The sequence below is a fragment of the Rubrobacter tropicus genome, from assembly GCF_011492945.1.
GTDB classification, from domain to species: Bacteria; Actinomycetota; Rubrobacteria; order Rubrobacterales; family Rubrobacteraceae; genus Rubrobacter_D; species Rubrobacter_D tropicus.
On record NZ_CP045119.1, the window covers coordinates 1,861,599 to 1,876,127 of the forward strand.

Below are 14,529 nucleotides of genomic sequence, written 5' to 3' on the forward strand. Positions count from 1 at the left end.
GAAGTGGACAAGCTCACGATGTCGGAGGGATTCCCTATCCGTCCGGTTTCCGTTCTCCTGGCGGTCCTGGCGGCAGCCCTGATGCTTGCCCTGGCGGGTCCCGGTGATGGGTCTGCGGTTTCCCCGCGTCCTGCTGAGGCGGCTCCTTCGGTCAAGGTGGCGGTGAACTGTACCGGAAACCCGGAGATTACCCGCGTCACGAACAACACGCGCCGAGCCATCACGGTCAAGGCCGTAGGATCGGTCCACCAGCCTCGCTCGAACGAGCCCTTCCGGGTCAACCGCACGCTCAAGAGGGGAAAGACCGTAGCCTTCGAGAGCGGCTACGCGGCCAACAGTAACACCCTGACTAGGCAGTACATCTACGACAACGAGGTGGGCCGAAACGAAGGCGCGAGGGTCTACACGTCCGTGGGCGGCTTCGTCGACCGCTGCTAGGGTGCTCCTGATCGCCTTACGGGGAGACCGGGTGGATCGATCCACCCGGTCTCTCTCGTATTGGCAGTCGTGTAAGGAGATTGTCGGCCGAGATCAAAACCTATTCGCACGCCAAACCGTCGCCGTCGCCGTCCAGGCCGTCGGGATCTCCCGGCGGGGTCGGGATCGGCCCGTCCACCTCGTCGCAGTCTATGTCTCCTCCCCCAGAGGGTGCCCCTCCGCCGCCGCTGGGTGCCGGCGACGAGGCGCTCGGTGAGGCGGAAGACGTCGGGCTCGCTGAGGACGTGGGCGAGGCTTCCGACCCGCCCGGCGGCAGGTCCTCGCAGGCCACGCCCGGATCTCCCGTGTAGCTTTCTCCCTGTGGACCGTCCAGTCCATTCGGGTCGGAGGTGTCCTGATCGTAGACGGCCTGCGCCTCCTCCTGGGTGTCGAAGTCCGAGCAGTCGAGGTCACCAGAGGAGGGAGCCGGTGCGGGCGCAGGATCGGGACTTGCCGAGGCTGACGCGTCCGGGGAGGAAGGTTCGGGTTTCGGTTCGGGTTGTGGAACAGGCTCGGGTTCCGGCTGCGGCTCTGGTTCTGGGGCGGGACGAGGCGCGGGTTCCCGTCGTTCCTCACAACCTGGAGTACCGTCGCCTATGCCGTTGCCCCGGTCGGCCAGCTCGCACTGGTCGTCCTCGGAGAGGCCCCAGATGCCGAGGTTCGCGTCCCTGGCCTCCTCCTGGAACGCCCGGAAGCGCTCCTCGTACCTCGCGTTCGGATCGACGGTGTAGACCTGGGCGTAGCCGCCCTCCACGAGCTCCCCGTTGAACATCTCGTCGCCCGCCAGGTAAACGTAGGCTAAGAGCCGCCCGTACTGGTCGGTCCTCTCCTCGTCGAACTCCAGCTCTACCTTCTCGCCTTCGAGCACGGAGGTCGCGTAGTTTGAGGACTCGGGTCCGTAGGGCTCTACGTCTTCGCTCGGGTCCACGGTCTCCGGGGTGTCCACCCCGATCAGGCGCACGTCCTCCACTCCGTCCACGGCCGGCTCTATCTCTACGGTGTCGCCGTCAACGACCCTCGTTACCGTGGCCGTGGCGTCGTAGCGGCCTTCGTCTTCGTCCTCTTCCGGCTTCGGCGCTGGCTTGGCCTTCTTCTCCTCGGTGGGCTTGGGCTTCGGCGCGACGGCTGCTTGCTCGTCCTGCCCCGTCGAGCCAGCCTGTTCTTGACCACCGCCGTAAAGGGCTCCCGATATGCCACTGAACGCGAGGACTAGTACGAGCGAGGACCCGGCAATAATGCCCCACGTCCTAAGCGGCCTCCGCCGAAGGATACGAATAATCAGGGCGAAGATGGCGACGACGAGCGCCAGGAACGCCAGGACCACCATCAGGGGACTCGCCACGATGCAGAGGACGAGCAAGAGAAGGGCCGCGAAAGCGAGCAACACCTTCGCGGCGGTCGAGAGGGCACCAATCCTCGCAAGCAAGTTGCCCAACGCGCGACGCCCCCTTTACGTCAAACCCAAACAGCGCGGGGAGGAACGAGCATCTTCCCCTTCCCGGACACGGGGCATGTTAAATGTCTGACAAGCCCGCGTCAACGCTTTTTGTCCGGTCCAAGGTGACGAACGTTGACGTCTCGGGTGGCTATGGGAAGTGGAACGTCATGAGTTGGCCTCCAGGTTAGCGACCGTCCGGCCCAGACCGTCAGGACCGAAGTCGTTGGGGAGACGTGAAGGCGGGACTGGTCTAGGTTACGAGGTAAACGTAGCTAATCGCCGACCAAGATGCGGCGGATGTGCTGAACTTTGAGCATACGGTGGACCTGTAAGAACAGCTTCTCTGCTAGAGTTCGCCCCCCTCTCGCTCATAAGCTGATGCCGCCCGGTCCAAGAACTCACTAAACTTCTCGTTAAGCCGTTTCTTGCGCTCGTAGATCGGCCTTAGCTGCTCCACCTCTCGCTCAAGCTCGTACATCCTCCGAGGCCGCGTATTAGGGTTCCTCATGGCCTCGTTGAGAGCGCGTCTGGCAGGCGCGTATTGTTTAGCCGTCTCCGTCAGCTCCACGGTTAGGTCTTTGCTGGCGTGAAACCCCTGCGTGAGAAGCCGCTGTAAGGTCGCGTAGCCGCCCTCATCTAGCAGGTCCTCGTTCTCGTTCATGAACTTTTGCGCTTCACGCTCGGCCTCGCTAGGGGTTTGGTCCACTAGTGCCGCTCCTTCCGCTTCCACCTCAGCTTCTAGGGCTTCTGGCTTCGCTCGCCAAGAACGCACCGTGGTCGCAGCCGCAGCCGAGTCCAATGCAGCGAGGCGTTCCCGCGTCTCGTAGTAGAAGAACATGTGGTTGCTCTCGATTCTCTTGCGGTCCTCAAGCCATTCCTTGTACGCCCCTCGGGCCGTCATGCCCGTAGTGGTTCCGCTTCCCAACAGGACCGAGGCGGCGTCGGGCAGGCCCGCCAAGGTGCTTATCATTACGCCGAGCCCGGTCGCCCAGTCCCCCGGTCTAATGCCCTTGAACAGAAGTGACCTTAACGATCCATTGTCCTGGACGGCTTCCTCTATTTCGAGCACGGCAGGTTTCACGACCTTGCGGAACTCCTTGTCGGCATCGCTGGGGAAGTCCTCGTCCCACGCCGCCGAGCGGATGTCTTCCGACATCCCTATGACCGCTCCCCGAAAACGGATCAGCGGGCTTTCGAGTTCACGGCGGATGTCGAGTATCTCCTTGACGGTCGCCTTCTCGAACAGCGGCAGTTGGCGCAGGAGGTCGGAGGCAAGGCCGCTGTGCCTCCCGCGTGCTTCCCCGCTCTCGGTGGGCGACACCACCCCGGCCTCCATCCCCGTTCTGACGAGATTGCCGGACATCTGATCGAACAGGGGGTTGGTATCGCCGTCGGCCACCGCATCGCCGATCAGGTTCAAGAACTCCCAGAAGAGGTCCTCGACGAACTCCTCTTGTCTCCGGTCTTGGTCCTCCGGCCCTAGTCCGCCCATCCTCTCCACCCCGCCGGCCTCGAACCGGTGCAGGTCGAGGAGTCCGGTGTCCACGGCCTCCATGATCCCGTCTGCTCCTGCTACGCGGAGGAACTCACCGATGCCTTCCTCGAACTTGGCCCATATTCGTCTCATGCCCGCCTGCACCTCGAACATGGTTTGTATCTGAGCCTTGCTACGTGTCCCTCCTCTGCGTCTCTGCAAATCCCGGTACGTTGTCACGAATTCGCGCATGTTGACCGCTGCTTCGGGGTTGGTCGAGGCCAAGTCCTCAAAATACTGCCTCAAGAACTCCATACGCTGGCGGTTCGAGGCATCCTTGAGCTTGGCAAACTCCAGGGCCAGGGAGGACCCGATGCTGCACAACCGGACCCGATCCGCGTAGAGAAGTCCGGCCTTGACCAGCAGAAGATCGTTCTCCAGGCTGAGCTGTCCGACGGTGGGGTGGAGGCCCAGTCCTGTGCCGATGGTGAAGTGTAAGGGCCTCGACATATCTCTAATAAGGAAGTGTAGCCGAACTGTCCCGGACCTCAAGAGGCACCTTGGTCCTCACGAGGCGAGCGAGTCGAGTCGGCTTGCCACCGACTTCATAAGGCCGTAGCGCGGTTCGTAGTGACCATGAGAGAATGTCTTCGTTTGCAACCGAGGGAGGCGGTTCGTGTTCACAAGATGGTACGCGCGTGCGGCTTTGGTCGTGCTGGTGTTTGCCTTGGGGTTCTCCGGTCGTATCGCGTTCGAGAACGTCAAGAACCCGGAACCCGTCATCGCTGCGGCCCAGGCGCAGGAGTCGGATGACCTCTACGACTGCGCGAACTTCGCCACGCAGGAAGAGGCACAGGCCGTCTACGATCAGGACACGACCGACCCCTACGGCCTCGACGGGCAGCCGGGCACGGCGTTCACGGGCGAGCAGGGCGTCGCGTGCGAAGAGCTGCCCAGTTCCGGTACGGACGACGACAACACGAGCGCCACGGGCGACCAGTACGACAACGACGATGGCAGCACGCGCAACCCTCGACGGGATAACGACCTCATGAAGTCCGGTGGCCCCGCGCACGGTCCCGCGCCGTTCATGCCGGATGGTAGCTGCCCGAAGGAGTATCCGGTCGTGAAGGCGGACGGCTGCTACACGCGCTAGATTTGACGTCGAACGGATGCAGAGCACAACTGGCACGGGCATTGAGGACGGCGAGGTGCTCGTGGTCGAGGAGATAGTGGTGCCAGCCGAGGAGGTCGGCGTCCAGGGAGAGGCGATCTTTGCCTTACACTCTCCCCAAAGACAAAGTAGGCGGCATCCTTACGAGGGTTCGCGAAGAAGAGATGAGACATAGGGTTTGATACGGGCCCTGACAAGCTCGCTCCTCCTGGTCTTGGCGAGCTTCGCCCTCGTCGTGATGGTGCAGAATCTCCTTGGGTGGACCTTCCTCTCCGGCGACCCCGAGACCGTTTCGACCTTCCTGTCTTCCCTGGCGCAGTTCGCGGCCATACCCGTGACCATAGCCTTCGGCGTCGTGGTCGTGGTCATCCAGCAGCAGGCCGCCACGTACACCGGCAGGGCGGGGGCCCTGGTCGTGACCAGTCCGGGCTTCATGTTCGTCGTCGCCTTGCTCTTCGAGGTGCCCGCTTTCTGCATCCTCCTTTTAGGAGCCCTTGATCTGAGCGGTCAGAGCGTTGGCGAGTCCACCAAAGAATGGGCGGTGGGGGCGGTGGGACCCGTACTCTTGACCTTCGTGGCCTTGGGGGTGTTTTCTTCCGCGTGGTTCAGGAGGCTGAGCCCGGCGGAGTTCTGCGGGTTCATGGCGACCAGGGCCGTGGAAGGGCTGAAATCCGGGAACCGCGACGCTGTCTCCCTGGCGGTCCGGGGGCTCGGGGAGTCTTTGAATAACCTGGCCCTTTCCACGGACTATACGAGTCTCCACCTTTGCATGAACTTCGTCACCCGGTTCCTGAAAGACTACATCTTGGAGCAGAAACCGCGCCTGCTACGCGAAAATCCCGGCTTCTTCGAGTACCGGTTTCCCGAGAAGCGCACGGATAGCGCGTGGGTCGAGCGGGAGGCTTGCACCTTCGTGAAGGACGCCACGGACGCCCTGCTGGGAAAGCTGGGCCCCGCAGAGAGCATCTACTATCTGGTGGACGGCCTCCTGCCCTTCGGCGGTGCCGCCATGAACGCCGGAGACGGGGAGGCGTTGGAGGTCCTGGCAGAAGCCTTCGTCGAGATGGGGACGACCGAAAGGACGTTCGGGATGAGCGTCAATTTCAACACGAGGCCGCTGGAACGTTCCGCCGAAGGGGTTATATGGGCCCGACAGAACGGTCACCATGAGGCCGGTGATCTACTTTCGGCGGTGTTCTTCGTCCTGTTTGCGTACCTCGACTACCACGTCCGCAGCATGGGACCCGAAAGGAAGTTTTCGTCGAATCTCCACGAGGCGAAGGCCAAGGAACTGAAGGATGCCGGCGTAGATTTTGCAAGGGCGGCAAAGGAATCGCGTGAGAAGTTCCAGGGATTCTGGATTATCCGCTTTCCAGATGCCGACGCCGAACGAGAAGAGGCGTTGAAAAGGCTGAACCGACTATAGTCGGTTAGAATTGTTTCTTAGGCCACCACGATGAAGGGTGCCCCCGGTTCGTCGCCCGCGAGCTGGTGCCCCCGTTGGCTAAGGCGACCACGCGGGAAAGCTACGATCTTTTCGCTTGATATGCTCTCGGAGGGGGAGTCAGGTCTGCGATAACGGTGAGAATCGAAGCCGCCACCGAGGAAGCGTGTCGCGCTCAAGCCAAGATCAGTCTTGGGCCATCTCGTCCAGGTTGTTGCCGGACCTGCCGTCAGGGTTGGTGCGAAGGTACTCGCCGCCGTCCTTCTTCTTGACCGCGTGGGCGTTCTCCAGCCCGCCTCGCTTCGCGATCTCTATGGCCTTGTTTACGTCGGTGAAGTTCCGATTGCCTTCGAGCCTCACATGGCTGATGTTGCCCTCGTGATCTTGCCTCGCGTCAACGACCTTCCTCTTCCCAGCCACAAGCATTCCTTTCACGAACTCTATTGCCTCGAATATTACTATGATGACTAGGGTTTGCGCAAAAACAGAGGTAAGTAAGGACATGAGTTTGACGATCCAGAAGCTGAAGGCGCTCCCGCAAGTTTGCTTGCTGCGTGAAATCTATTTGGAGGGTGAATGTCCCAAGGAGATCGTCGCGAGAAGACGGTAATCTTGGAGCGTGAGAGCCCCGGCCGCCACTGTTGTGCCCGTCCGAAGGCGTCAACAATGGCGGCGAAGTTGGCTTCTAAGAAAAAGATACCCAGGACCTTAGACGCCAACTTCGCCGCTCAGAGGCGAATACAGAGTGGCTAGGAGCCCTCGAAGGCGCCCTTCGTTGCCCGAAGGGTCAAGCCAGACCCAACGTCTCTTCCCAGCGTCTCTTAAAAGACTCCCAAGAGGCCAGCGCGTCTTCCCAGCCGTCGTGGAGGTCGCTGAAATGGAAGAGCTTGCCGTCAGTCAGGCGGCGGGCGGAGACCGTGTAAACGTCCCCGTCGATCTGCCTGATCTCTCCCGCGAGATGGAGATCCAGGCCGGTAGGGTCATCGAAGACGCAGAAGCGGACCAGTCGGGAGCATGAGCCCGTATCGTCGGGGAAGAGGGTGGTCTCGTCGGTCACGCGGTTCGTCCTTTCCTCGGCCTGGCTCCGAAGCGTTGGGTCGCACCGCCAGGGCCATTTTCTGTACCTACACATTGTCTCAATATTGTTTACGTTTGTCAAATAGAGTGTTAGGATTACAAGTAAGAACAAGAGGCTTCAAAAGATCAAGAAAAGGGGCCAGAATTGCCGAGTATAGAAGAACTAGAGTCGTGGATAATTACTGGACAAGCGTCAAAATTGCTCGGCTATTCGCGACAAGGGACCATCAACCTCGCGAGAGAGAGGCGCGTGAGGGGGGTCTACGTTGGGAAGAACGGTCCGGGGCGCGGGGCTTGGATTTTCGACCCGGCGAGTGTTGAAGACTTTGTTCGACGGAACGTTGAGCGCGAGGGGAGAGAGATTTCGGAGGACGCAAACCCTTAAGAGGCCGGCAGGTCGCTGTGTCTCTGGGAGTCCGGGTAACGAAGCATACCTATGTCGAGCTGAACTTGAGCGGAGTCACAGAAATGAGAGGCGGCGGGGCTACTCGACCGTTAACTGCCATTCGTCGCCGGTGATATCAGAGGTTCCTACCAGAACTGCTATCTCCTTGGAGAAGCGACTGCCGTTCGGAAAGGAGGCATTGAGGGTTACCCGAGAGCTTCTCATCACCTCCAACCCAGCGGCCCCGTCGATCTCCCCCGAGAGCGTCAAGCGGACAGTTCTGCGCGATGGCAGGTCCACGGTGGTAGTAGGGGCCTCCAAAAACTCTTCTGCGCGGCGAGGTCGGGAATAGTCTTCGTGAGAACGTACCTCACGCCTCATTCGATCCCCCAACGACAACCCTCGGCGCGGTGCGTCTTTGTCTAGCAAATCGCCCTCTGCGGCAACCTCATTGCCTTTGTAGAAGGTTACGCCGATGCCTTGCAGCGCCGTGTCCAAATCCTTTTCGTTGAACAACTCAAGGCTGATCGAGTAAGAGGCCGTGACGGATTGGTAGTGCTCCGGATTCTTATCGTAAGGCGAGTAACCGGGAACGGCCGTGTTCACCGTTCGTGTACCGCCGCTATTTACGCCCTCCGGATACGTCACCTCCCAAGCATGAACCTTTATTCGGACGTCTCCCCACTCTCGAAGGACGCGCAATGCGGCCTGCCCAGCAATGGTCAACAGGCTACCGACGACTGCGCCCAACAGGGAGCTAACTATTGTGATCGTCCCCAATAGCTTCTTGCCATGAGGACGAGAACACCTTCTCTCATGGGCAAAGCGTACCCCAACGCGATGTCTGACGCTTGATGGCGAGCAAGCGGTGAAGGCAATAGAAGGGGAAACGGTAGAGGAGATCGGCGGTCAGCCCCCACCATAAATCGGTTTGTCGTTCAAGTTCTTTTTTCCCGTGTTCGTGGCGTGGGCGTGCTGGGATTCCGTGGTCGAACCCGCCGCGCCCTGGGGGTTTCTCACGTCTTTGACCTCAAAATACTTGGAAGCCCTTTCGGAGAGGTCTATCTCCGCCTTGTAGCCGGCCTTCTCGCCCTTGCCGGGCTCTCCCAAGTTTAAGCCTCCCTTCTCCCCGAGGTAAGCCTGGCCGCGAATGTCCTGCAAGTTGTAATCCGCAACCGTCAGGTTCTTTCCGCCGACCCGGATCTTCTGTTTGCCCTGGTTCAGCCTCTTCAGCAAATCGGGGTCGCCGAGAGCGTCGGCGAGAGTCTTGTCGCCCTTCCCGGCGAGCCTTACGTTTTCGAGATCTATGTCTTTGTTCTGGCCGACCAGCCGGCCGACGGCCCCGTCGCCCTTCGCCTGGTCCCTAGAGGCGCGGTAGAGCTTGTTGGCGTCCCACTGGTCGTAGGTGAGGCCGTCGCCGCTCCACTTCCCGCTCCCTATGCCTTTGGCGGCGAGGGATTGCTGCTTCTCCTTCTTTTTTCTTTCTTTCTGTTGGGTCTCGAATTCCTTTCTGGCGTTGTCGGGGGTGATGTTCGGGTTGGTTATCATCTCGGCGACCTCATCGACGCTCATGCCCTTGAACGCGCTCGCCCACGGTTCCATCTGCATCGCCATTTGCAGTTGGTAACGTCCGTTCGTGCTCAGGTTGCCGTCGGGGGCCATCTCGACCATCCCGCCGAGCTGCTTGGCAAGTTCGATCCTGCCGGCCGCCATGGCCCCCGGATCTTGCTGTTCGGGGCTTAAAGACGGGTCCATGCCCATCATCATCATCGCCATCGGGTCGTTCATCATCGCGGCGTCGGACTCGATCATCTTGCCCACGGTGCCGGCGTTCTGGAAGAGCAAGTCGGCTTCTTCTCCGCCGCGAGACATCAAGCCGCTGTAGGCGAGGGCACTCTCTGGAGCCTCGGCGTAGCCACTAACGGGACCGAGGGTTTCTATTGCCTGCCCAACGTACCCCGAAATATCCTGCTGCGTCAGTCCCCGTCCCGCTTGGCTCTGAATCATTGAGGCGACGTATCGGGCGGTTTCCACGCCACCTAGAGATCCCGTGGAGCCCGCCCGTTCCAACTGCGCCACCAAGGCAGGGGCCAAATTGAAGTCGGCGACCACGCGAGATAGGGGCTCGACCTTCTCGGCCGCCGATTCGACCGAATCTCCGAGCCTAAGCAGTTCGTCCGTGAGGGCCGAGATTTGTGCCGGGTCGAGAAACGGGTTCTTAAGGCGGGCCCGGTTCTGGGACTCCCTTAAACCGCCGGCTCCTCCAGACGCCCAGAAGGGCGTCGCGACCTGCAAAGCCTGGAGCAAATTGTTCTGTGCTCCCTCACCTTGAAGGTTCTCGCCCGAGATTGCTTCCGCCTGCTTCGCGAACGCGACCTGGTCGGCGTAGGGGTCCATAACTCCTCCCACGACCTTACTCGCACCGTAACCCAAACCGAGACCGACGGCCGTTCCCACGGGGCCGCCGAGGGACCCCGCGAGCCCACCAATGCCTGGCAACGTAGACGTGACGGCGTTCGTTACTGAACCCGCGCCAGTCCTCCCGCTCATGGCGGTCAGGTCGGCTGTTGCCGATAGTCCGGCAAATCCGAGAGCGGCGGGCCCCAATGCCCTCAACGCTCCGCTGTTAATTACTTTGCCGGCCATCTGTCCTGCCCTCGAATCTCCGAGGAGGCTCCCGGCCTTGCCCGCCGCTCCTGCTGCCGCACCTAACCCCATAGGCACCGCACCGCCCTGCTGTTCCTGCTGGGGATTTACTGGATACCCGAAAGCGGTCTCGGTACCCTGATCGGCGCTGCGTGCGGTAATCACGTCTGCGGCAAGGGCCTGTCCCCGAACGGGGTCGTTGACTATTTCTTCCCGATTGTTGACGTACTCTGCTGCTTCTTCGGGTTTTAGGAAACCTTTCTCACGGAGGGCTCTGAGGTCCTCCAAGTAAGGCTGCTCTCCTTCGTCTTTCCAACGCGACAGTAATTCGCCCTGCTCTTCCGCCTTTAACTTGTATTGCTGCTCTATTTCTTGGGCGCGGGTTCTGGCTTTCTCTAGGGCCACCTCCTCCAGCTTCCGGCGGAACAGGTCTTGCTCCTCGCCGACTACCTTCTCTGCCGCCTCCTGGTACAGTTCTCCCTCGTCGCCGCCGGACTTGTTCCTGACGAAGCGTGCGAAGCCGCTTGGCGCTTTCTGTCCCGACTCTTTCAAGACCCTGTTCAGGTCTTCCTGGTTGCCGCTGCCGACGAGTCCTCGGATCAACTGTTCCGTTGGGGCAGTCTTCATGGTTTGCTGGCGTTCTTGCTCACCCAGATTCCGGTAGTCGTAAGACAGCCGGGCGGCCATTTGCGGGCTGACGGTTTCGTCTATCTCCGAGGCCACGGTGGCGTGTTGACGATACACTTGATTAACAGCCTGATCGAGGCCCGACGTGTCCACCGAACGCACCCTCTCGCCCTCGACGCGGCTCTTGACACCGAAGGACCGTCCCAGCTTCTTCGAGAGGCCGTCCACCTGCATGTCGATCTTGGTCAGATCATCGAGGGTTAGGTTCTCCGGGCCGGCCTCAAGTTTGCGGTTGACCTCGGCACGGAGTTTAGAGAGTTGTTCGTGCTCTACCTCCGTTTTCAAACGGCGGACGAACAGATCGTGGGCCTTTATATAGTCTTCGCCTTCACTGAGGCCACGGGCACGATTGTAAGAACTCTCGGCCTGCTTGCTCCTCTCGGAATTTGGACCCGAGAAGAGGGACTGTATAAGATCCAACACGTCGGAATTTATCATTTGTATGCTTTCTTTCTGGGTTTATCGAGACGAGCTGGGCATAGGGATCTCATAGCCATAAACGTTCATGGAGTCTCCCGGACGTCCCCGACAACCCACAACGACACGGAGCGGTCGTCGACGGGGACCTCCTCGTAGACCGTCCTCGTCCTTGTCCAGAAGCGGGTGGACTGGCCGTCGATTACGGAAAGGGCGACCGAGGGGGACCAGGTGACGGGTCCTGCGGCGGGGTCCTCTGCGGAGAGTTCCCAGTAGGAGGCGGTCGTGCCACGGAAAGAGAGCGCGGCCTCCTCGCAGTAGTTGCCGGCCGGAAGCGACAGGTTCAGGGCGACGGGTTCTGAAGGGGCGGGAGAGGGGTTTGTGGAGTCCAGAAACAGGTAGACGGGGTTGTAGCCGGGATCGGAAGAATCGTTGGAGGAGGAGACGTTAGAGCCATTGTCGGCGAACGTGACTATGAACTCCACGCTAAATCGACCTCCGTTCGGCTTGAGTCAACCGTCTGTTGAGCAGGCCGCCGACCTCACGGAATAGCCGCTTGTCCTCCTCGATCTGACGTTGTACGGCCTCGGAGTCGAACGGGTCGTGGTGCAAAATTTTCTCTTGAAGCAGTAACTCCTCCAGTTCGGGATCTCCGGGAGAGGCGCGGTAGATTTCAAGTACCGAAGGGCTTCCGAGGAAATCGCCTATCCTGATCTCACACCGTTTCCCGACAAGTTTGCCGAGGTCAAGGTCAATCCGTTCGTTCTCTTCTAGCGGACGGCCCAAGAGACTTTCGACCCAGCTCCTGCCTTCAGTCTCGCTCGACAAGTCGTTCTCGACGTCGCCGGATACCTCCGTCCCCGCCCACTCGCCGCAGAGTATCTCGAAGTAGAAGGCGATAAGGTCATCTGTATCCTCCAGACCGGTTAGTCTTGCCGCGTACCTCCCGCTGAGGATCTTGGGTTCGTCAGGGTCGCGGCGGCAGAGATACTCGAACTCGGCGGGATCGTCGAAGGAGGCACCGTCAGCCAAGAGGGCGAGCCCTCTTTCGATTCCAGAGAGTCGTTCGTTGAGATCCACGTTCACTGATCCTTTCGGGAGTTTGTCGCGGCGGGTATTTCTTCGTCAGGGGCGATAGCTTCGTTCGGGCGGGAAGGCTCGGCGAAAGGGTCTCCCTCCCAGGTGATAACCATGGCCTCTTTGAGAGCCCGCCAGACCTCCTTCCTAGGGACAGCCACCGAGACAGTCGTGTATCCGTCGTTCTTGGCCTCAATCCTGGGGTACTGCGCGATCCATGCCTTGTGATTCGCTTCCCAAGTGTGTCGCAGCAGTTGGAAATGAAGCAGGTAGCACTTCTTGGCGGGAACGACAACATACGACACAAAGTCACAGTTGAGATCCTTGGAGATCCAGCCCGGAGTTTTCCTCTCGTATGAGGAATGGTATTCGAGGAGGAAGTCGCCATAGTCTTTCTGACGAACCTTCTCGTCGACCTTGACGATCGAGCCGTCGGAAAGAATCAGGAGGCGATCGATGCCAGCCCTTTGCGCCCAACCATCTTCTGTTATCGGTTCTGCGGAGACAAGACCGGGAAAGCGTTTCTTATAAAGATCAAACCAGAACGGAGAGTCTTCGAGATCCTTACTCTTTTTGAGGCTCTGCTGGAAATTGTGGATCTTTCTCACGAGGCGGCCCCCAGGACCTCGTTTCCCCAGGCGTCGAAGCCAGGGCGAGCACCCCTCGCGAAGAGCTCGACCTTACTTTCATCCTGGTACATCCGCTCTATTACCTTGTAGAAATTCTCCGTTTTCGCGGAGTGATTCTTGCGATCACCGTAGAAGACTGAGGACGGCCGGTCGGAGGGTTCGGGTACTGGAGGGTTGCCCCTCTTGCCAATCAGAACAAGTTCGTGCTGCTGGCGAGCGTAGTAACCCATTCCGATTCTGTTCTTGACCCATACCATGCAGGTTCTGTAGTCGAACCCCCACGCCTCCATGACCTCCAGCGCCTCTGTTAGCTTTGGGGAAGTGGCCCACAAGAAGAGGACTGCGTCCGCCTCCGCAGGGACTTCTAACGCTTTGATCTCTTCGAGGCGCATGGTCGGATACTGATTTTCCACGCGGCGTGAGTCGGAGGTCGAGAACGAGTATTTCCAGGGTGGGTCCGCTACGAGGACCTCGTAGCGGCGATCGAGGGGCGGGGCTTCGCGCAAGGTAGCCCTGTGGGACTCGCGCCTCGCTTCCCTCTCGACCCTGTCCTGTTCCCTCTTCATTTCTTCGTAGACCTTGAAAGTGTTGCCGCCCTCTTCGGTCAGGGCCGCGAGAGCCACCTCGGCCGCCACCTCGTCGCCGCGCTTTTTGGTGATGTTAGCGAGATGGTCTAACTGCGTGGTGCTGTTGAGTAGGTTGCGGGTCTTATCGTCGGTGGCGTCTGCGTGATCGAGGATCGCCGAAGTTTCCGGCCCCAGCCTGCCGATCTTGTGGCGGCGTTGGTAGGTGCGTTCGCTCATGCCGGCTTCGCCCGCCAGACGCTCGTTGGTAAGGGGTGACACCGTGTCGCCCCTAGAATTAGAATGTCGATTGTCTCCAGATTGCGCCCTCTCGTTCCGAGCGTCGAGTATTCTTTCCCGCTCGGCGACGTGGCGGGACTGCTCCCAGACGGTGAGGTCGTTGCGGCAGAGGTTCTCGTCTATCTCGGCGAGGCGTGCCTCGATCTCGTCGTAGTCTCTTATCTCGGCCCTTATCGTCTCCCAGCCCAAAATCCCCGCCGCCTCGTACCTGTGAAGACCGGCGACGAGGGTGAGATCGGGCGTGAGGATGATGGGGGAGAGCTGGCCTCGCTCACGCATGCTCTCGGCCAGAGGAGAGGGATCGTGGCGTTGCTCCCGCACGCGCCCATCCGGGACGAGGATGTCGTCAAGAGAGATGTCGCGAGTGATCGGGTGGCCCGAGGTCTCCACCGGGGCCAGCCCCATCACGCTTCCACCTTAGCGTAGGGGTGGTTCTGGACGTATTCGAGCAGGCTCGCCTTGTTGACTCTCACGGTCCTCCCGAGACGGACGGCCCTGATCTCCCCTCCGGAGGAAGAGAGAAGTTCGTAACTCTTGTTCTTTGACAACGAGAACATCCGGCCAATTTCGTCGACAGAGATCCACTCGTCCCTCGCCAAGATCAACTCGTCTCGCGTGTTCGTCTGCAACTGAGACCTCCTAGAAGGATTGGGTGTCAGTTACTAGTTGTGAAAACGGGGGTCGTGGTATCCCTTCTCGTCACTTTGTGTCCGGAGGGCTAAAGAGGTGTTCGTCGAGGCA

General features: G+C 60.2%; 14 protein-coding genes. 3 read left to right on the top strand and 11 right to left on the bottom strand.

Annotated elements, in window-relative coordinates:
* Positions 1-3 precede the first annotated feature (3 nt).
* Positions 4-438 (top strand): hypothetical protein, encoded by a 435-nt coding sequence (locus GBA63_RS09225; protein ID WP_166175475.1) that lies wholly within the window; start codon positions 4-6, stop codon positions 436-438.
* Positions 439-538: 100 nt separating this feature from the next.
* Here the strand turns inward: GBA63_RS09225 and GBA63_RS23180 are convergent, their stop codons facing one another.
* A complete protein-coding gene (locus tag GBA63_RS23180; RefSeq protein WP_207957167.1) occupies positions 539-1,912 on the bottom strand; it encodes a thermonuclease family protein in 1,374 nt (457 codons plus the stop codon).
* A 349-nt stretch (positions 1,913-2,261) separates the two neighbouring features.
* Positions 2,262-3,941 carry a hypothetical protein gene (locus GBA63_RS09245; protein ID WP_166175477.1) on the bottom strand — a complete coding sequence of 560 codons (1,680 nt, stop codon included), beginning with the start codon at positions 3,939-3,941 and terminating at the stop codon, positions 2,262-2,264.
* A gap of 124 nt (positions 3,942-4,065) precedes the next feature.
* Here GBA63_RS09245 and GBA63_RS09250 point away from each other — a divergent pair, with 124 nt between their 5' ends.
* Together GBA63_RS09250 and GBA63_RS09255 are read left to right on the top strand one after the other, a co-directional pair.
* Positions 4,066-4,545, top strand: a complete 480-nt coding sequence (locus GBA63_RS09250; RefSeq protein ID WP_166175479.1) for a hypothetical protein — start codon at positions 4,066-4,068, stop codon at positions 4,543-4,545.
* Positions 4,546-4,741: 196 nt separating this feature from the next.
* Complete coding sequence (locus GBA63_RS09255; RefSeq protein ID WP_166175481.1) at positions 4,742-5,989, top strand: hypothetical protein; 1,248 nt, start codon at positions 4,742-4,744, stop codon at positions 5,987-5,989.
* A 204-nt stretch (positions 5,990-6,193) separates the two neighbouring features.
* Here GBA63_RS09255 and GBA63_RS09260 read toward each other — a convergent pair whose 3' ends face one another.
* The 9 genes from GBA63_RS09260 to GBA63_RS09300 form a co-directional block, all read right to left on the bottom strand.
* On the bottom strand, positions 6,194-6,427 hold the full coding sequence (locus tag GBA63_RS09260; protein WP_207957168.1) for a DUF3892 domain-containing protein: 234 nt from the start codon (positions 6,425-6,427) through the stop codon (positions 6,194-6,196).
* Between the two features lie 367 nt (positions 6,428-6,794).
* Entirely contained in the window at positions 6,795-7,064 is a 270-nt protein-coding gene (locus GBA63_RS09265; protein ID WP_166175483.1) for a hypothetical protein, read from the bottom strand.
* A gap of 504 nt (positions 7,065-7,568) precedes the next feature.
* Positions 7,569-8,219, bottom strand: coding sequence for a hypothetical protein (locus GBA63_RS09270; RefSeq protein ID WP_166175485.1), 651 nt, complete (start codon positions 8,217-8,219; stop codon positions 7,569-7,571).
* A gap of 159 nt (positions 8,220-8,378) precedes the next feature.
* Positions 8,379-11,240, bottom strand: a complete 2,862-nt coding sequence (locus GBA63_RS09275; protein ID WP_166175487.1) for a hypothetical protein — start codon at positions 11,238-11,240, stop codon at positions 8,379-8,381.
* A 65-nt stretch (positions 11,241-11,305) separates the two neighbouring features.
* Entirely contained in the window at positions 11,306-11,704 is a 399-nt protein-coding gene (locus tag GBA63_RS09280; RefSeq protein WP_166175489.1) for a hypothetical protein, read from the bottom strand.
* A gap of 1 nt (position 11,705) precedes the next feature.
* Positions 11,706-12,299 carry a hypothetical protein gene (locus GBA63_RS09285; RefSeq protein ID WP_166175491.1) on the bottom strand — a complete coding sequence of 198 codons (594 nt, stop codon included), beginning with the start codon at positions 12,297-12,299 and terminating at the stop codon, positions 11,706-11,708.
* Between the two features lie 2 nt (positions 12,300-12,301).
* Positions 12,302-12,904 carry a hypothetical protein gene (locus GBA63_RS09290; protein ID WP_166175493.1) on the bottom strand — a complete coding sequence of 201 codons (603 nt, stop codon included), beginning with the start codon at positions 12,902-12,904 and terminating at the stop codon, positions 12,302-12,304.
* Positions 12,901-14,193, bottom strand: coding sequence for an MT-A70 family methyltransferase (locus tag GBA63_RS09295; protein ID WP_228282516.1), 1,293 nt, complete (start codon positions 14,191-14,193; stop codon positions 12,901-12,903). Before GBA63_RS09295 ends, GBA63_RS09290 begins: the two co-directional genes overlap by 4 nt.
* Positions 14,193-14,417: a helix-turn-helix domain-containing protein gene (locus GBA63_RS09300; protein WP_166175497.1), complete on the bottom strand. Its 225-nt coding sequence runs from the start codon at positions 14,415-14,417 to the stop codon at positions 14,193-14,195. Before GBA63_RS09300 ends, GBA63_RS09295 begins: the two co-directional genes overlap by 1 nt.
* Positions 14,418-14,529: the final 112 nt, after the last annotated feature.

What these genes read in the sequence shown, in the direction of transcription:
- GBA63_RS09275 (WP_166175487.1), bottom strand. Translation starts at nt 11,240, where the DNA reads ATGATAAATTCCGACGTGTTGGATCTTATACAGTCCCTCTTCTCGGGT.
- GBA63_RS09295 (WP_228282516.1), bottom strand. Translation starts at nt 14,193, where the DNA reads ATGGGGCTGGCCCCGGTGGAGACCTCGGGCCACCCGATCACTCGCGAC.